The sequence below is a fragment of the Brevundimonas guildfordensis genome (assembly GCF_014836405.1).
GTDB lineage: Bacteria > Pseudomonadota > Alphaproteobacteria > Caulobacterales > Caulobacteraceae > Brevundimonas > Brevundimonas guildfordensis.
Genome location: NZ_JACSQU010000002.1, coordinates 357,382 through 372,945, shown reverse-complemented (window position 1 = coordinate 372,945; position 15,564 = coordinate 357,382). Strand labels below are relative to the sequence as shown.

Genomic DNA, 15,564 nt, shown 5'->3' with positions numbered 1-15,564 from the left:
TTGGTAGAGCGCTTGCATGGCATGCAAGAGGTCAGCGGTTCGACTCCGCTAAGCTCCACCATCGAAGGCCTCGCGGAACGCCCGCGGGGCCTTCGTCCTTTCCAGGCGCTTCAGTCTGGGCGGTCGACGACATAACCCAGCCGATACGGCTTGGGGCTTTAGCTCAGTTGGTAGAGCGCTTGCATGGCATGCAAGAGGTCAGCGGTTCGACTCCGCTAAGCTCCACCATCGAAGGCCTCGCGGAGCCCCCGCGAGGCCTTCGTCCTTTCCGCCCCCCTTTTTCAGACATTCAGGCCGGCATGGCCCGTTCCAGCACCGCCCGCTGGTCCACCTCGACCTCATAGGCCCCATAGGCCATGCCGCGCGGGCGCAGGCGAAGGGCGATGAAGGCCTCGGCCGAGGGACTGTCCATTTCCAGCAGGGCCGCCGCCTGGGCCGCCAGCGCCAGCCGCTCGACGGCCAGACGCGCCCCGGCCTCGTGCGCGGTCACGTCCAGCCCGGCGACGAAGCGGTCGTAGTCGGCGGACTTGCCCGCCTGCGACGCCAGCCAGTCGCGCAGGGCCTGCACGGCCTCCGGCTCGCGCCCCGCCGCGCGCAGCACGTCCAGGGCGATGACATTGCCCGAGCCTTCCCAGATCGCGTTCAGCGGCGACTGGCGGAACAGGCGCGGCATCGGCCCGGTTTCGACGTATCCGGCGCCGCCCTGCGCCTCCATCGCCTCATAGATCATGTTCGGCGCGCGCTTGCAGACCCAGTATTTGGCCACCGGCGTCAGCAGGCGGCCCACGGCGTCGTCGGTATCGAAAGTCGCGGCCAGCCGCATCGACAGGGCCGTCGCGGCCTCGCTCTCGACCGCCAGATCGGTCAGGACGGCGGCCATCATCGGCTGGTCGATCAGCCGCTTCTGGAAGGCGGTGCGGTGCGCCGCGTGCCACACCGCCTGCGCCAGCGCTCCGCGCATCTGCAGCGCCGAGCCGACCACGCAGTCCAGCCGCGTGTGCTGGACCATGCGGATGATGGTGGCGACGCCCCGCCCCTCTTCGCCCAGCCGCTGGGCCAGGGCGCCGTGATACTCCACCTCGGACGAGGCGTTGGAGCGGTCGCCCATCTTGTCCTTCAGCCGCATGACGCGAAAGCCCGCATTGCGCGTCCCGTCCGGCAGCCAGCGCGGCAGGATGAAGCAGGTCAGCCCGCCGGGCGCATAGGCCAGCGTCAGAAAGGCGTCGCACATCGGCGCCGAACAGAACCATTTGTGCCCGGTCAGGGAGTACCAGCCGTCCTCGCCGACCGGTTCGGCGCGGGTGGTGTTGGCGCGCACGTCAGAGCCGCCCTGCTTCTCGGTCATGGCCATGCCGAGGGTCACGCCCGCCTTCTCGCCCGCCGGACGCACCGCCGGGTCATAGCGGCCGGACAGCACGCCCTTGATCCACGGCTCGCCCACGGCCGGATCGGCCTGAAGCGCCGCGACCGAGGCGTAGGTCATGGTCATGGGGCAACTGGTCCCCGAATCCGCCTGACCGGTCAGGAACAGGATCGCGGCGTGCAGCAGGTGGCCGTTCGGCGTCCCGTCCCAGGCGCTCGACGCCAGACCCGCGCCCAGTCCCAGATCCATCAGCTGATGATAGGCCGGGTGGAACGTCACCTCGTCGATGCGACGGCCGTAGCGGTCGTGGGTGTCCAGCACGGGCAAGACGCGATTGGCCTGCACGCCCCAGTCGATGACCTCGGCCGAGCCGCAACGGCGCCCCAGATCGCCCAGCCGCTCGACGTGCCCGGCTCCGCCCCAATGGCGCACCGCCTCGTGCAGGGCCCGGTCGCCGTTGAACAGGTCGATGTCTTCCAGCGGCGGAACCTGGTTGGTCACCTCATGGGTGTCGAGCCGCTCGACAGGACGAAAGGCGGACATGGCGGACCTCCTGGCTGGGCGAGGAGGATGGCATGGGCGCAGAGAGATAGCTAAGAGGTCCGGCCCCACCCGTCGCAGACCTTCACACAGCCGCTCTGCCCCCTAACCCTCAGCCGCCGGCAGCTCCAGCACCACCTTCAGCCCGCCCAGGCTGCTGTCGCTCAGGGTGACGCGGCCGCCGTAGGCGCGGGTCAGTTCGTCGACGATCGACAGGCCCAGCCCCGTGCCGGGGGTCGCCTCGTCCATGCGGGTGCCGCGTTTCAGGGCGGTGTCGCGCTGGTCGGCGGGCAGGCCAGGGCCGTCGTCCTCGACCACGGCGATCATCTGGCCGGGCATGGAGGGACCGGCGGAGACCCGCACCCGGCGGCGGCACCATTTGGCGGCGTTCTCCAACAGGTTGCCGAAGATCTCCTGCAGGTCCTGGCGCTCGCCCAGGAAGGCCAGGTCGTCAGGGGCGCGCCAGTCGATCTCGACGCCCTTCTGCTCGAACACCCGCTCCAGCATGACCGCCATCTCGTCGAGCACCTCGCTGACGTCGGTGCGTTCGCCCAGGCCGTGGGCCGCGCGCGCGGCGGCGCGGGCGCGGCGCAGGTGATGATCGACCTGATCCTGCATCACCTTCGTCTGCTTGCGCACCATGTCGGGCAGAACGCCCTCCTGCGTCCCCGCCTCGGCCAGCATGACGGCCAGCGGGGTCTTCAGCGCATGGGCCAGGTTGCCGACGTGGGTGCGCTGGCGCTCCACCGTCTCCTGGTTGTGCGCGAGCAGGCGGTTGACCTGTTCGGCTAAGGGCTGGATTTCCAGCGGATAGTCGCCCTCAACCCGATGCGAGCGGCCTTGGCGCACATTGGAGATCTCGTCGCCCAGATCGAACAGGGGGCGCAGACCCACCCGCACCTGAATGAACACCGCCGCGACCAGCCCGGCGCCCAAGAGCAGCATGGCGATCCAGGTCACGGTGGCGAACTGGCGTGTGTCGGCGTCGACGTCCGAACGGTCGATCCCGGCGAAGAAGACGACCGGCTGCTGGCGGCCGGGCAGTTGTTTCATGCTGGCGGCGATGCGCAGCGGCTCGCCCTTGGGGCCGTCCTCGGCGTTGTAGCTTATGGTCTGACCGAAAGCGCTGCGCAGGCGGTCAGCCAGGTCGGGAGCGTACTCCAGGTCGGCATTAGCCAGCGACGCGGAGCGCGCCAGCACATGCAGCGCACCTTGAGGCCCCGGCTCGGCGACCATCCAGTATTTTCCCGACAGCAGGCGCTGGGTGCGGGCGTCCCGTATTTCGCCCACGAACACTTCGCGCTCGGGCGTGATGACGGAGGCGACGACGGTCTCGTCGATGGTGTCGCTCAGGGTGTTGCCGAGGCGGCGCAGGGCCGATTCCTGGAACACGGCCGTCAGCACCACCGCCGCCGCCGCCAAGCCGACCAGGATCCAGGCGGCGGCCAGCCAGATCAGACGCCGCGTCAGCGAACGGCCGGGCCGCCCGAACCACCGACCCCATTCGCGCCGGGCCGACGAACGCTCGGCGCTATCGGCCCCAGACACGATCTCGGCCTCGGTGATCGGCTCGGTCATCAGCGAGCGATCAGGCCGCGTCGCTCTCGCCGGCCAGCGGCGACAGGCGATAGCCCAGGCCGCGCACGGTCTCGATGCGGTCCGCGCCGATCTTCTTTCTCAGGCGGCCGACGAAGACCTCGATGGTGTTGGAGTCGCGGTCGAAGTCCTGATCGTACAGGTGTTCGACCAGTTCGGTGCGGCTGATGACCCGGCCCTGATGCATCATCAGATAGTGCAGCAGGCGGTATTCCAGGCTGGTCAGGCGCAGCGGTTCGCCGTTGACCGTGGCGCGGGCGGCGCGCGGGTCCAGCCGCAGCCCCCCGCAGGTCAGGGTCGCTGCCGCGTGACCGGCCGAGCGGCGCAGCAGGGCGCGCAGGCGGGCCAGCAGCTCCTCAGTATGGAAGGGCTTGGTCAGATAGTCGTCGGCCCCGGCGTCGAAGCCCGCCACCTTGTCCGACCAGGCGCCGCGCGCGGTCAGGATCAGCACTGGCGTCGCCTTGCCTTCGCGGCGCCAGCGCTCCAGCACCGACACGCCGTCGATCTTGGGCAGCCCCAAGTCCAGCACCACCACGTCATAGGGTTCGGTGTCGCCCAGGAACCAGGCTTCCTCGCCATCGGGCGCGTGGTCGACCGCGTAGCCGGCGTCGGTGAGAGCGGTCTTCAGCTGGCGCGACAGATCGACGTCGTCCTCGACAAGCAGCACCCGCATTCAGTCGTCTCCGCGAACCCGGCCGGATCGGCCGTCAACCTGTATGTCCGACACGCGGCCGCCGGGATACTCCCAGCGCACCACATAGTCGCCGCCGCGCTCCTGTACGCCCAGCATGCGGCCGGGGCGGCCCGACTGGACGCGACGGGCGACGTCGCCCGGGTTGGCGCGCGGGCTCGAACGAGGCTCATCGCGCAGCCCCTGGCCCGGATAGTTCCGGGGGGCCTCGCGGCGATCCCGATCACGACCTTCGTCGCGACCCCGATCGCGGCCACGCGACTGGGCCGCCGCGTCCGTCAAAGGGACGATGACGATCAGGCCGGCCAGAAGGAGGGCTCGAATACGCATCATGCTCGTCTTCTAGACAGGGGCCTCTGAACGGGGGCTGAACAGGCAGTCTATCGCCGTTCGCCTGCACAAGGAACGCTTACGGAAGGATTCTCCGTCGCGATCGCGCGCGTGCCGGATCTAAGGCTCGACCGCCGAAGCTGACAAAGATCTCATACTGATGAACGCCGACTGAAACGCGCCGTTCAGATCGGGCTCAGGCTCAGGGTGCTCTTTTGTGATCAACGCAGCCCAGCGGGTTGCGACGATCCAAAGGAGCTAGATCATGAAAACCCTGCTGATCCCCGCCCTGGCCGTCACGGTCGCCGCGACCGCCCTGCCCGCCGCAGCGCAATCCTATAATCGTCATGGCCCGTCGCGCGGCCCTGTCTACGAGCAGAACCATGGCGGCTGGCAGTCGGTCAGCCAGCGCAAATACAACCTGGATCGCCGTATCGACCAGGGCGTCCGCACCCGCCAGCTAAGCTCGCGCGAGGCGTCTCGCCTCAAGGAAGAGCTGAACGGCCTGGTTCGCCTAGAGCGCAACTATACCCGTGGCGGCCTGACCCGCTGGGAGCGCCAGGACCTGGATCGCCGGTATGACCGTCTGTCGGCCAAGATCCGCTTCGAGCGTCGAGACCACAACAACCGTCGCTACTAGAACGGTCTGACATCAGGGCCCCATCCCTCCCTGTCAGGGGCTCTGCCAAGGGCGCGATCCGCAAGGGTCGCGCCCTTTTCCTATGCCGGTTCGACCACGGTGATCTCAGGCCAGCGCCCACGTGCATTGGCGATCACCCGGTCCCAGCCCTTGGCCAGACCCCGGTTCGGATTGGGCCGGATCACCATGTCGAACACGTCCTGCAGCCCGAAGGGCGCGGCAACGCTGATCGCATCGTCCTTCTCCAGCCGCACCGCCAGGGCGAAGGACGGGGCCACGAAGCGGGCCAAGGCGTCGTCCGTGCAGGTCAGCGGCTCATAGGGTTCGCCGAACTTGCCTTCGAACCACAGATGCACCCGCGCCTGGTTGCGGACCTCCACGATATCGCGAAGCTCCGGCGAAAAGGCGGCCGCCACGCGCTTGATAGCGACGTCCTCAGCTTCCCAGGAGGTGTCCGGATCGAAATAGCCGATGTCGTAATCCTTGACGCCGTAGCCCGGCGCCCGCCCGGTCCGCTCGTTCCACACGGCCTGATAGACGGCGCCCGAGAACAACTTCCAATCCGGCAGGTCCAGGTCGCGCATCACGCGCAGCACGTGCATCAGGCCCTCATTGCCGCGCACGATGTCAATCAGGCGGGTCTCAAGCTCCGCAGCGTTGGTCATCGCAGAGGCCACCCGTGGTCCAGCGGCCCATGTCCCTGCCCCAGTCCCGGTGCACGGCGGATGGCTTCGGCGACATAGGCCCAGGCTTCGGCCACAGCCGTGGTCAGAGGCAGGCCCTTGGCGATGCCTGCCGCGCAAGCGCTGGCCAGGGTGCAGCCGGTGCCATGGGTATGGCGGGTCTCAACCCGCTCGCTTTCCAGCACCGTCTCGCCATCAGCGGTCAGCAGCAGGTCCACGACAGTCTCGCCCGGCACGTGTCCGCCCTTCATCAGCACCGCCCGCGCGCCCATCGCCAACAAGGCCTCGCCGGCTCGTCGCTGGCCATCCAGGTCGGCGACCGCAATCCCGGTCAGAGCCTCCGCCTCGGGCGCATTGGGGGTCAGCAGAGCCGCGCGCGGCACCATAAGCCGCCGCACCGCCTCGACCGCCGCATCCGCCAGCAAAGGCGAGCCGCCCTTGGCGATCATCACCGGATCGACCACCGCCGGTACCCCGCCTGCGTAGTCGAGCAGACCGGCAGCGGCCTCGACCACCTCGACCGAACCCAGCATCCCCGTCTTCAGCGCGTCGGCCCCGATGTCGTCCAGCACCGCCTTGGCCTGCGCCTCGATCACGTCGATCGGCAAGGGATAGACGCCGTGAACCCCCAGGGTGTTCTGAATAGTGATGGCAGTGATCGCCGTGGCGGCGAATCCGCCCAACATCGTCACCGCCTTGATGTCCGCCTGAATGCCCGCGCCCCCGCCGGAATCGGACCCGGCGATCACCAGCACCCGGCCTTTGGGTTTCGGCCCGCCTTCAGCGACAGAAGTCATCAGTGCGCTCCTGAGAACAGCTTCAGGCCCACAATGCCGGCCACGATCAGCAGGATGCACACCGCCCGCACCGCCGTCGCCGGCTCGCCATAGACCGCAATCCCGACCGCCGCCGCCCCGACTGCGCCGATGCCGGTCCAGACCGCATAGGCCGTGCCCACCGGCAGCTTCTGCGTCGCTGCCCATAGGCCGACCATGCTGGCCGCCAAAGCGACCGCGACGCCCAAGGAAATCAACGGCCGCTGCAGCCCGACGTATTTGACGCCAGAGGCCCAACCCACCTCGAACAGGCCCGCCACGACAAGCACCAACCAAGGATTTAGAGACAGCAACCAGGACATGACGGCTGCATGACGGAAGCCGAGGCGCCAGACAAGGGCTGCAAAGCGTCTCGCCGATCTGTGAGGTCCCGGCGCTCGTTCAGATCTGGCGACAGCCTCGTTCGGGGGAAGCACAAAACCGAACGATGGTTTCAACAAACGCTGTTAAATGACAATGTTATTGCTCATACAGCTAAGGTTTTTAGCAAAACCTGGTAAAATCTACGCAACAATCTCCACGTCGCAAGCGTTGCCATGCGTGATTTGTGATAGAGAAGGCCATATGGAAGCTCCCGTGGTGAAGACTGGCATGTTGATCCGTCGGCCCGCCGATGAGGTCTACCAGGCCTTTTCCGAACCCGGCGTAACAGCTTGGTTCTGGTTCACTCACGCGGATCGACGCCTTACGCCAGGCGCGCAGCTGACTTGGACCTGGGGCATGTATGGCGTTTCGACGCGGGTCTTGGTGAAGGCCATTGAGCCCAACCGCCGCATCCTCATCGACTGGAACCTGGACGACGATCCGACCGAGGTGGAATGGACCTTTGAAGACCGCGGCGCGGCGACCTGGGTCGAGATTTCAAATCGCGGCTTCCCGGCCTCCGACGCTGGCGTCAAGGCGGCGCTGGAAGCGATGGAGGGCTTCACTCTGGCGCTGGCGGGAGCCAAGATCTGGCTGGAGCGCGCGATCGAACCCACGTTCGTTCTGGACCGGTTCCCGGATCAGGTCCTTCCGAGCTGGAAGCCCAAGCTTTAAGCCGCGCCAACCTCTAAGATGAGGCTTCAGGCTGAGGCGGCGAGCGCAGCCTGAAGCTGCAAGGCTTGCACAGTCTCACGCACGTCGTGAACGCGGACCATGCGCGCGCCTCGCCGCGTTCCTTCCAGAGCGAGGGCCAGCGAGCCCCCCAGACGGTCGCGGGGGTCCACCGCCGTCTCGTCCACCCCCTGAATCGTGCGCTTGCGACTGGCCGCGTATAGCACCGGATAGCTCAGCGCGACCAAGGCCTCTAACCGCGCCGTCAGCGTCAGATTGTGCGTCGTCGACTTGGCGAAGCCGATGCCGGGGTCCAGCCAGATCCTGTCGCGCGCCACGCCCGCCGCGATCGCCGCGTCGGCGCGGGCGGCCAGATGGGCCGTCACCTCGGCGACCACGTCGTCATAGTGCGGATCGTCCTGCATGGTCTTGGGCGCGCCCTTCATATGCATCAGCACGACTTCGCACCCCAGTTCGGCGGCGGTGGCCAGGCTATCCGGGGCATGGGCCAGCGCCGAGACATCGTTCCACATCGTCGCCCCGGCCGCGACGGCGGCCCGCGCCACGCCGGGTTTCATCGTGTCGATGCTGATCGCGCCGTCCCAGCGGGCCCGCAATGCGGCGATCAGAGGCTGAGTGCGAGCGATCTCTTCGGCCTCGCCGACGGGATCAGAGCCCGGGCGGGTGCTCTCTCCGCCGATATCCAGAACGTCAGCGCCCTGCTCGATCAGACGCAGCGCCTGCTCAAGAGCGGCCTCGGTCGTCGGCAGGCGCCCGCCATCGGAAAAGCTGTCCGGCGTGACATTGACGATGCCCATCACCAGGGGCCGGTTCACGGGGGATTGAAGGCTCATGCGACAAGGACTCCGGGAGCGCCTGTTTGACTTTCGGTGCGCTGGGGTTCAGCCTCTAACGGCAATGAAACGCTTCGTCAGCCAGGCTCGACGCCTCACCCACGCGGGACGCCGCGTCGAAGGCTTTTAACCCGTAGCGGTCTGCCGCGCGCGCCCCGCGCCGGGCGCCCGCTACGGGACCACGTTGCACGCTTTCGGTTCCCTTTTTTTATCATCGCAGAAACAGGCCGGTCGTCGACCGGGCCAAGAGACTTTGCGCCATGACAACTGAAATTCAGGACCACAGCCTGCCGGGTACGTCTCAGTCTGACGCCGGCGGCGCCGAAATTATTCCCTTCCGTCGCCCCAGCGCGCCCGTCAGCGCGCCGCCGACTGCGCCGGAAGCCGACGACCATCATCCCGACGACGACGGCCCCTCAGCCGCCTAAGCGCGTCGGCCCCATCGCTTTTTTCGAGAACGAGACGTTCCATGACCACCCCTCGCAAGGGCGCCCTGCCCGCCATCACGCTTCGCAGCGACGATTTCGACGCCCTGGACCGCCTGGTCGGCGACTTGCCCGGCTCGGGCCCCGCCGGCCTGCTGCAACAGGAGTTGGACCGCGCCAAGGTGTGCGAGCCCAAGGCCATGCCCAAGAACGTCGTGACCCTGAACCGTTGGCTGCACTACTCCGACGACCACAGCCCCGAAGTGCGCCGCGTCCAACTGGTCCTGCCCAAGGAAGCCGACATCGACGCCGGCCGGGTCTCCATCCTGTCCTACGTCGGGGCGGGCCTGATCGGCCTGAAGGAAGGCCAGTCCATCATGTGGCCTGACCCGTCTGGCGCCGCGCGCAAGCTGACCCTCGTCAAGCTGGAAGACCCGGAACCGGCGAACTGAGCTTGTCAGGTCCAGTGATCGAGACCAAATAAAAGAAGGGGCGCGCCCATCGGACGCGCCCCTTTTTCGTGGCTTGGCGAAGCGCTCTAGACGGCGGGCGCGGGCTCGACCGGGGTCGCCGGTTCGTCTTCCGGCGTCGCCGGAACCGACAGCGACGGGCCGGCGACCGTGTCGTTTTCCTCGTCTCGCTTGGGCGGCTGGTCGTTCTCCAGCAGGTCCTTGATCTCGTCGCCCGACAGGGTTTCGTACTCCAGCAGGGCCTGAGACAGCTTCTCGTGGTCGCCCGCCTTCTCGGTCAGGATGCGGCGCGCGTCTTCCCAGCCTTCGGTGACGATGCGGCGGACCTCTTCATCGATGATGCGGGCCGTCTCTTCCGAGACGTTCTGGCTGCGCGACACCGAATGGCCCAGGAAGACCTCTTCCTGGTTCTCGCCATAGGCCACCGTGCCCAGACGCTCCGAGAAGCCCCAGCGCGTGACCATGGCTCGCGCCAGCTTGGTCGCCTGCTCGATGTCCGAGCTGGCGCCCGAGGTGATGCTTTCCGGCCCGAAGATCAGCTCCTCGGCGACGCGGCCGCCGGCCATGATGGCGATGCGGTCGATCATCTGCTGGAACTTCATGGAGTAGCGGTCGCCTTCCGGCAGCTGCATCACCATGCCCAGCGCCCGGCCGCGCGGGACGATGGTCGCCTTGTGCACCGGGTCGGCCATCTTGACGTTGATGGCGACGATGGCGTGACCGGCCTCGTGATAGGCGGTCAGGCGGCGTTCTTCCTCGTTCATGGCCATGGACTTCCGCTCGGAGCCCATCATGACCTTGTCCTTGGCGTCCTCGAAGTCGCGGTGCGTGACCATGCGGCGGTCCTTGCGGGCCGCCATCAGGGCCGCCTCATTGACCAGGTTGGCCAGGTCCGCGCCCGAGAAGCCCGGCGTGCCGCGCGCCAGCGTCTTGACGTTGACGTCGGCGGCCAGGGGCACGTCCTTCATGTGCACGCGCAGGATGCGCTCGCGCCCCGAAACGTCGGGGTTGGGCACCACGACCTGACGGTCGAAGCGGCCCGGACGCAGCAGGGCCGGGTCCAGAACGTCGGGACGGTTGGTCGCGGCGATCAGGATGATGTTTTCGGACGCCTCGAAGCCGTCCATCTCGACCAGCAGTTGGTTCAGCGTCTGCTCGCGCTCGTCGTTGCCGCCGCCGAGGCCCGCGCCCCGGTGACGACCGACGGCGTCGATTTCATCGATGAAGATGATGCAGGGGGCATTCTTCTTGGCCTGTTCGAACATGTCGCGCACGCGGCTGGCGCCGACGCCAACGAACATCTCGACGAAGTCGGAGCCCGAAATCGAGAAGAAGGGCACGCCCGCCTCGCCCGCCACCGCGCGCGCCAGCAGGGTCTTGCCGGTGCCGGGAGGGCCGACCAGCAGGGCGCCCTTGGGGATCTTGCCGCCCAGACGCTGGAACTTGGCCGGGTCCTTCAGGAAGTCGACGACCTCCTGCAGCTCATCCTTGGCCTCGTCCACGCCGGCGACGTCGTCAAAGGTCTTGCGGCCCTTGTGCTCGGTCAGCAGCTTGGCCTTGGACTTGCCGAAGCCCATCGCGCCCTTCGCCCCGCCCTGCATCCGGTTCATGATGAACAGCCAGAAGGCGACGATCAGCGCCACCGGCAGCAGCAGGCCCAGCAGGCCCGACCACCAGGGTTGGCGAGTGCTCTTGACCTCGACGTCGCCGCCGCTGGTGCGGATCTGGTTCAGCAGGTCGACGTTCGGCACCGGCGTCACGGCGTTGAACTTGACGCCGTCCTTCTTCTCCCCGGTCATGGCGTCCCCGCGCACGACCACGGATTTGATCTCCTGCGCCTCTACGGCGGTCATCAGCTCCGAATAGGTCAGGGTCTCAGGGCGTCCGGCGGCGCCCTCCTTGGCGCCGGGCATGGCCGGGCCGCCGTTCTGGCTGATCGCGGCGTAGACGCTCACCAGTCCCAACAGGATCACGGCCCAGATGGCGAAATTGCGCAGATTCATTCGGTCCTCGGTTCCTCGACAGGGCCGCGCTGGGCTCGTCGATCAGCAGTCTTCGCCTGAAAATAGGTCAGACGGCGGCGTTTCGCCATGAAGGGTTTGAAAGAGTCCGGCTTCCTGCGTCGTTTCGCCCTCAGCGGGGGTCAGAGCTAAGGCCAATCGGCGCAGGCACAGCGCCCGGACCTGCGCCGCGCGCCAGGCCAGCCGCGCCCGCCCCTCGCCGTCGATCAGCACCGGCGCGGCGGCCCGGGCGGCGGGCGGGACCCGGGTCAGAACCACCCGGTCCCGCTCCGACAACTGCGCCAGCCGCCCCGCCGCCGCCTCGACTCGCAGGCCCGGCCTGTCCGTGACGATCTCGAACCGACCGTCCCAAACGGCGGCGACGCGGGGCGTCAGGAGGAGCGGGGCGACCGGACGGCGGCGCAATTCGCCCGGCTCGCGCATCGCCTGAACACTGGCGCCGGACGCTTCAATGCGCGCCCCGCACAATACGGCGGTAAAGTCCTCGCCCGGCGTCAATCGGGATTGAAGAGCCGCCAGCCGATCGCCTCTCGGCGGCGTCGCGCTGCCGCCCGCGCACAGCAGGACGGCGGCGAGCATCGATCCGGGCAGGTCGCGCGGCAGCATCAGCACCCCGGCCCAGGCAAGGTCCTGCGCGCCCGGGAACGAACCGGGCGCGACCAGGGGATCAGGCCTTTGCCTTTCCCTTGGCGGATGGTCCGGGGTTTTGTCGAGCGCCGCCCGCGCCCGGCCCCTTCCAAAGCGCAGGTCGGCGTTGGCCGGGTCGTCCAGCCACGGCAGACCGCGCGCGCGTAGATGCTCCCGCAGCGCCTCGCGCCGCTCCTCCAGCACCGGACGCAACAGCATCAAGCCGCGCCCCTCCGGCCAGGCGGGCGACGCCGACCAGTCGCGCAGGCGCCCCAGCGTCGCGCCCTCGGCTCGCATCCACTCGCCCTCGGCGACATCATCGGCGGTGTGGCCGGTCAGGATGACGCGCGCCCCTGCATCTCGCGCGGCCTCGGCCAGCAGGGCGTGGCGGGCCGCCCGCGCGCGCGCCGGAAGCCCGGCGCCGCCGCGCGCCTGGGCCCAGACCAGCCCGCGCCAATCGGCGCCCGCCGCGCGCGCAGCCTCGGCCGCGAACCTGGTCCAGGCCGCGCTGTCGGGATTGAGATTGTGGTCGACCGTCAGGGCCAGCAGCCGCCGTCCCCTCGCCCGCGCCCAAGGGGCGACGAGATCCAGCAGCGCCATGGAGTCGCCCCCGCCCGACAGGGCCAGGGCGACCGGCTCAGGTCCAATGTGGTTCAGGCGCGCGTCCAGCCGGGCGAAGACCCGGCCGGTCAGATCGCCCATCAGCTGCAGCTGGCGCGCGTCCGCAGTTGGGTCGCGCGGGTCTTCTGCGCCGCCGTGGCCGCCTCGGCGTAACGGCGGCCGAACTCGGTCAGGGCGCCGCAGGCCTGGGTCGCGCGGTCGGTGGCGCGCAGGGCCTCGGCCAGCTTCAGCGTCGTCTCGGGCGCCCACGGCGTGCGCGGCCAGCCGCTCAGCGCGGCGGCGTAAGCCTGCACCGCAGAGGCGTTATCGCGTGCGGCGACGCGCAGGTCGCCCAGACGGCTATTGGCCTCGCGCGCCTGCGGCGTGTCCGGCCAGGTGACGATGACCGTCTCCAGCGCGCGACCGCCGCGCACGGCGTCCTCGCCCGCCAGACGCATGGCGGCCTGCAGGTCCTGCGCCGCATCCCCGGTCGGCGAGTGGGCGACCACCGGGCCGTTCAGTTCAGCGGCTTCCTCAGCGGCCTTCTCGGCGCGCTCGACCCGGCCTTCCAGATCGCGCAGGCGCCGGCTCAGCTGGCTGTTCTCGCGCGTGACCTCGTCCAGTTGGAAAGTCAGCCGTTCGCTGTCGGCGTTCATGCGCTGGAAGGTCTGCTCCACGTCGCTCAAGCGGCGCGCCAGGATCGACACCTGCCCCTGCAAGGCCACGACCTCGGGGTCGGTCTCGACCAAGACCGGCTGGCCGGCGGCGTTGCGTTGCGTCAGGGCGCGTTCAAGACGGCGGACGTTGCGGTCCAACTGGTCCAGGCGGCGCTTGTCCCACTGGATCTGCTCCATCGGCTGGACCTGGGCGACGACCGCGCCCCCGATCAAGGTCAGGCCGATCACCGTCAGGACGGCGGGTTTCGTAAGGCGGAATGGCGACTTCAGCATAGCTCTGTCGTCCCACCGATTTGCGGCGACGGCAAGGCCCCGATCAATGTCCGAAGCCTAGATAAAGGATGGAGACGATGAACAGCGTCGCCGCGATCTCGCAGAAGATCAGCAGCACGACCGTCCGCCACAGGGTCGAGAAGACCGACAGACTGTAGGCGCCCTTCAACTGGGCGAACATATGCACCGGCACGATCAGCGCCGCGATGACGCCGACGGCTCCGCCCGCCCCCTTCAGTGTCGTCGCCACGACGACAACCGCCATCAACAAGAGCGACATGAAGGTCAGGGAGTAGAGGACGAAGACCCCATGGTCGTAGAGCGTGAAGCCCCGCTTCCACAGGAACATCAGGGCCACGAACGGGATCGACAACGGCACCAGCAGGAAGGCGAATTTGTAGATGGTCTGCTGCAGCTTGTAGAGCGCCAGGTCAGGGTTTTTCAGCTTCTTGGCGATCGTCTTGGTCAGGCCGTTGGTCTGGCCGTCCTCTCCGGCGCTCGCGGCCATGTCAGCCACCTGAGCCTGCCAGCTTCCAGGAGCCAGACCGTCCTTGCGCCCCTCGACGGCGTCCTTCTCCAGACGCTCAAGTCTCGCCTTCTCGCTGATCAGCCCCGCTTCGGCCGCGGCCAGCACGCCGGCCGCCACCCCCGCCCGAGCGCCGCTGTCGACAGCCGGCGGCGATCCGTCCACGAGCTGCGAAGCCGTCTGTGCGACGTCAGCCTCTTTCCGCGCGCTGGCGACGGCCGCTTCGGCCTCGGTCACGGCCTCTTTCTGCGCCTCGATCTGCTGCGGCAGGGACGCCAACGTCACCTCCCGCTCGGGCATGAAGCTGAGCGCGAAAAACATGACGAACAGGGTGAACAGGAACATCGCCAGCGGTGAGACGTAGCGCGTGCGCTTGCCCTGCACCCACTCGCGCGTCAGCCGCCCGGGGTTGACGATCAGCAGCGGCAGGGTCCGCCACAGCCGGCCGTCGAAATGCATGACCCCGTGCAGCAGCTCTTCGCCCAGATGCAGCAGGGTGCGGTGGACGTGGGCCGGCTGGCCGCAGTTGGAGCAGAACCGGCCCGTGACCTCTGCGCCGCAGTCAGCGCAGACGCCGTGAGGCTGACCCGCCTGGCCGGTCGGCTTCTCGATCGCTCCAGCGATGACGCCTGCCGTCATGGCCCCGCCTGCCGCCTCCAGATCCATGCTCTTCCTCCCCGACTCGGGGCGGACTTTGATCCTTGGAAGACGCAAAGAAAAGAGGCGTCGGCTTGCGCCGACGCCTCGATCCGTCAGTTTTTTCGCCTACGGCTTAGCGCGGGGCGCCCGACACGATGGCAGTGCGGCCATTGCGGTTCTGGGCCCAGGCCGACTCGTTCGAACCCTCAGCGATCGGGCGCTCCTTGCCGAAGCTGATGGTGTCGATACGGCTGGCCGCAACGCCGCGGCTGACCAGGTAGGAGCGCACGGCCTCGGCGCGGCGGGCGCCCAGGGCCAGGTTGTACTCGCGCGTGCCGCGCTCGTCGGCGTTGCCTTCGATGCGGACGGTGACCTGCGGGTAGCGGGCCAGCCAGGCGGCCTGGGCGTCAAGACGCGGCTGGGCTTCAGCGCGGACCGAATAGGAGTCGAGGTCGAAGTAGACGCGGTCGCCGACGTTGACGACGAAGTCCTGTTCCGAACCCGGCGCAGCGGCGCCCACGTTGCCGCCCGTGACCGGACCGCTGGGGGCGGTCGGATACTGCGGCCCGGTGGCCGGCGGCGGGGTTTCGGTCGGGACGACGGGCTCGACCTTGGGCTTGGTGCAAGCGGCCAGCGAGGTCACGGCGACGCCGACGGCGGCGAGCCGGATCAGGGTGGAGGCGTTCATGTAATTCTCCTTCTCATTCGGTTCGAGGCCGATGCCTCTAGCTTAGCTGT

General features: G+C 68.3%; 17 protein-coding genes and 2 tRNA genes (1 of these 19 only partly in view). 6 read left to right on the top strand and 13 right to left on the bottom strand.

Features of this window, described 5'->3' with window-relative positions:
* Nucleotides 1-61 (top strand) — tRNA-Ala (locus H9656_RS10345); it begins 115 nt to the left of the window's first position.
* A 91-nt stretch (nt 62-152) separates the two neighbouring features.
* Nucleotides 153-228, top strand: a tRNA-Ala gene (locus H9656_RS10340).
* 61 nt (nt 229-289) lie between these two features.
* Here H9656_RS10340 and H9656_RS10335 read toward each other — a convergent pair.
* The 4 genes from H9656_RS10335 to H9656_RS10320 form a co-directional block, all read right to left on the bottom strand.
* Nucleotides 290-1,906, bottom strand: coding sequence for an acyl-CoA dehydrogenase family protein (locus tag H9656_RS10335; RefSeq protein WP_191744171.1), 1,617 nt, complete (start codon nt 1,904-1,906; stop codon nt 290-292).
* A 102-nt stretch (nt 1,907-2,008) separates the two neighbouring features.
* A complete protein-coding gene (locus H9656_RS10330) occupies nt 2,009-3,481 on the bottom strand; it encodes a sensor histidine kinase (protein ID WP_225212435.1) in 1,473 nt (490 codons plus the stop codon).
* A gap of 10 nt (nt 3,482-3,491) precedes the next feature.
* Nucleotides 3,492-4,172, bottom strand: coding sequence for a response regulator transcription factor (locus H9656_RS10325; RefSeq protein WP_003169901.1), 681 nt, complete (start codon nt 4,170-4,172; stop codon nt 3,492-3,494).
* Nucleotides 4,173-4,523 (bottom strand): hypothetical protein, encoded by a 351-nt coding sequence (locus tag H9656_RS10320; RefSeq protein ID WP_191744170.1) that lies wholly within the window; start codon nt 4,521-4,523, stop codon nt 4,173-4,175.
* Between the two features lie 262 nt (nt 4,524-4,785).
* Between H9656_RS10320 and H9656_RS10315 the strand changes: the two genes are divergently transcribed.
* Nucleotides 4,786-5,160, top strand: a complete 375-nt coding sequence (locus tag H9656_RS10315) for a hypothetical protein (protein ID WP_191744169.1) — start codon at nt 4,786-4,788, stop codon at nt 5,158-5,160.
* An 80-nt stretch (nt 5,161-5,240) separates the two neighbouring features.
* On the opposite strand, the gene H9656_RS10310 is transcribed toward H9656_RS10315, so the two are convergent.
* The 3 genes from H9656_RS10310 to H9656_RS10300 are packed head-to-tail and all read right to left on the bottom strand — an operon-like array spanning nt 5,241 to nt 6,981.
* Nucleotides 5,241-5,825 carry a nucleotidyltransferase family protein gene (locus H9656_RS10310; RefSeq protein ID WP_191744168.1) on the bottom strand — a complete coding sequence of 195 codons (585 nt, stop codon included), beginning with the start codon at nt 5,823-5,825 and terminating at the stop codon, nt 5,241-5,243.
* On the bottom strand, nt 5,822-6,640 hold the full coding sequence (gene thiD, locus H9656_RS10305) for a bifunctional hydroxymethylpyrimidine kinase/phosphomethylpyrimidine kinase (protein WP_191744167.1): 819 nt from the start codon (nt 6,638-6,640) through the stop codon (nt 5,822-5,824). Before thiD ends, H9656_RS10310 begins: the two co-directional genes overlap by 4 nt.
* On the bottom strand, nt 6,640-6,981 hold the full coding sequence (locus H9656_RS10300) for a DMT family transporter (protein ID WP_191744166.1): 342 nt from the start codon (nt 6,979-6,981) through the stop codon (nt 6,640-6,642). Before H9656_RS10300 ends, thiD begins: the two co-directional genes overlap by 1 nt.
* A 289-nt stretch (nt 6,982-7,270) precedes the next feature.
* Between H9656_RS10300 and H9656_RS10295 the strand changes: the two genes are divergently transcribed.
* Complete coding sequence (locus tag H9656_RS10295) at nt 7,271-7,717, top strand: SRPBCC domain-containing protein (protein WP_191744165.1); 447 nt, start codon at nt 7,271-7,273, stop codon at nt 7,715-7,717.
* A gap of 26 nt (nt 7,718-7,743) precedes the next feature.
* Here H9656_RS10295 and folP read toward each other — a convergent pair whose 3' ends face one another.
* Nucleotides 7,744-8,568 carry a dihydropteroate synthase gene (gene folP / locus H9656_RS10290; protein ID WP_191744164.1) on the bottom strand — a complete coding sequence of 275 codons (825 nt, stop codon included), beginning with the start codon at nt 8,566-8,568 and terminating at the stop codon, nt 7,744-7,746.
* 260 nt (nt 8,569-8,828) lie between these two features.
* Between folP and H9656_RS10285 the strand changes: the two genes are divergently transcribed.
* Both H9656_RS10285 and rnk read left to right on the top strand, forming a co-directional pair.
* Entirely contained in the window at nt 8,829-8,996 is a 168-nt protein-coding gene (locus H9656_RS10285; protein ID WP_191744163.1) for a hypothetical protein, read from the top strand.
* Between the two features lie 41 nt (nt 8,997-9,037).
* Nucleotides 9,038-9,445: a nucleoside diphosphate kinase regulator gene (gene rnk / locus H9656_RS10280; RefSeq protein ID WP_191744162.1), complete on the top strand. Its 408-nt coding sequence runs from the start codon at nt 9,038-9,040 to the stop codon at nt 9,443-9,445.
* An 86-nt stretch (nt 9,446-9,531) separates the two neighbouring features.
* Here the strand turns inward: rnk and ftsH are convergent, their stop codons facing one another.
* From ftsH to pal, 5 genes are all read right to left on the bottom strand, one after another.
* Complete coding sequence (ftsH, locus tag H9656_RS10275) at nt 9,532-11,466, bottom strand: ATP-dependent zinc metalloprotease FtsH (RefSeq protein WP_191744161.1); 1,935 nt, start codon at nt 11,464-11,466, stop codon at nt 9,532-9,534.
* 42 nt (nt 11,467-11,508) lie between these two features.
* Nucleotides 11,509-12,813, bottom strand: coding sequence for a tRNA lysidine(34) synthetase TilS (gene tilS / locus H9656_RS10270; protein WP_191744160.1), 1,305 nt, complete (start codon nt 12,811-12,813; stop codon nt 11,509-11,511).
* Nucleotides 12,813-13,661 (bottom strand): tol-pal system YbgF family protein, encoded by an 849-nt coding sequence (locus H9656_RS10265; RefSeq protein WP_191744159.1) that lies wholly within the window; start codon nt 13,659-13,661, stop codon nt 12,813-12,815. Before H9656_RS10265 ends, tilS begins: the two co-directional genes overlap by 1 nt.
* A 43-nt stretch (nt 13,662-13,704) precedes the next feature.
* The gene (locus H9656_RS10260) at nt 13,705-14,853 is read right to left on the bottom strand and encodes a DUF3667 domain-containing protein (protein ID WP_191744158.1); all 1,149 of its coding nucleotides are present in this window, start codon (nt 14,851-14,853) and stop codon (nt 13,705-13,707) included.
* 106 nt (nt 14,854-14,959) lie between these two features.
* A complete protein-coding gene (pal, locus tag H9656_RS10255) occupies nt 14,960-15,514 on the bottom strand; it encodes a peptidoglycan-associated lipoprotein Pal (RefSeq protein WP_191744157.1) in 555 nt (184 codons plus the stop codon).
* Between the last annotated feature and the right edge of the window lie 50 nt (nt 15,515-15,564).

Excerpts from the sequence above, each read along its gene's own strand:
- H9656_RS10335 (WP_191744171.1), bottom strand. The coding sequence starts at position 1,906 with ATGTCCGCCTTTCGTCCTGTCGAGCGGCTCGACACCCATGAGGTGACC.
- H9656_RS10330 (WP_225212435.1), bottom strand. The coding sequence starts at position 3,481 with ATGACCGAGCCGATCACCGAGGCCGAGATCGTGTCTGGGGCCGATAGC.
- H9656_RS10325 (WP_003169901.1), bottom strand. The coding sequence starts at position 4,172 with ATGCGGGTGCTGCTTGTCGAGGACGACGTCGATCTGTCGCGCCAGCTG.
- H9656_RS10320 (WP_191744170.1), bottom strand. The coding sequence starts at position 4,523 with ATGATGCGTATTCGAGCCCTCCTTCTGGCCGGCCTGATCGTCATCGTC.
- H9656_RS10315 (WP_191744169.1), top strand. The coding sequence starts at position 4,786 with ATGAAAACCCTGCTGATCCCCGCCCTGGCCGTCACGGTCGCCGCGACC.
- H9656_RS10310 (WP_191744168.1), bottom strand. The coding sequence starts at position 5,825 with ATGACCAACGCTGCGGAGCTTGAGACCCGCCTGATTGACATCGTGCGC.
- thiD (WP_191744167.1), bottom strand. The coding sequence starts at position 6,640 with ATGACTTCTGTCGCTGAAGGCGGGCCGAAACCCAAAGGCCGGGTGCTG.
- H9656_RS10300 (WP_191744166.1), bottom strand. The coding sequence starts at position 6,981 with ATGTCCTGGTTGCTGTCTCTAAATCCTTGGTTGGTGCTTGTCGTGGCG.
- H9656_RS10295 (WP_191744165.1), top strand. The coding sequence starts at position 7,271 with ATGTTGATCCGTCGGCCCGCCGATGAGGTCTACCAGGCCTTTTCCGAA.
- folP (WP_191744164.1), bottom strand. The coding sequence starts at position 8,568 with ATGAGCCTTCAATCCCCCGTGAACCGGCCCCTGGTGATGGGCATCGTC.
- H9656_RS10285 (WP_191744163.1), top strand. The coding sequence starts at position 8,829 with ATGACAACTGAAATTCAGGACCACAGCCTGCCGGGTACGTCTCAGTCT.
- rnk (WP_191744162.1), top strand. The coding sequence starts at position 9,038 with ATGACCACCCCTCGCAAGGGCGCCCTGCCCGCCATCACGCTTCGCAGC.
- ftsH (WP_191744161.1), bottom strand. The coding sequence starts at position 11,466 with ATGAATCTGCGCAATTTCGCCATCTGGGCCGTGATCCTGTTGGGACTG.
- tilS (WP_191744160.1), bottom strand. The coding sequence starts at position 12,813 with ATGGGCGATCTGACCGGCCGGGTCTTCGCCCGGCTGGACGCGCGCCTG.
- H9656_RS10265 (WP_191744159.1), bottom strand. The coding sequence starts at position 13,661 with ATGCTGAAGTCGCCATTCCGCCTTACGAAACCCGCCGTCCTGACGGTG.
- H9656_RS10260 (WP_191744158.1), bottom strand. The coding sequence starts at position 14,853 with ATGGATCTGGAGGCGGCAGGCGGGGCCATGACGGCAGGCGTCATCGCT.
- pal (WP_191744157.1), bottom strand. The coding sequence starts at position 15,514 with ATGAACGCCTCCACCCTGATCCGGCTCGCCGCCGTCGGCGTCGCCGTG.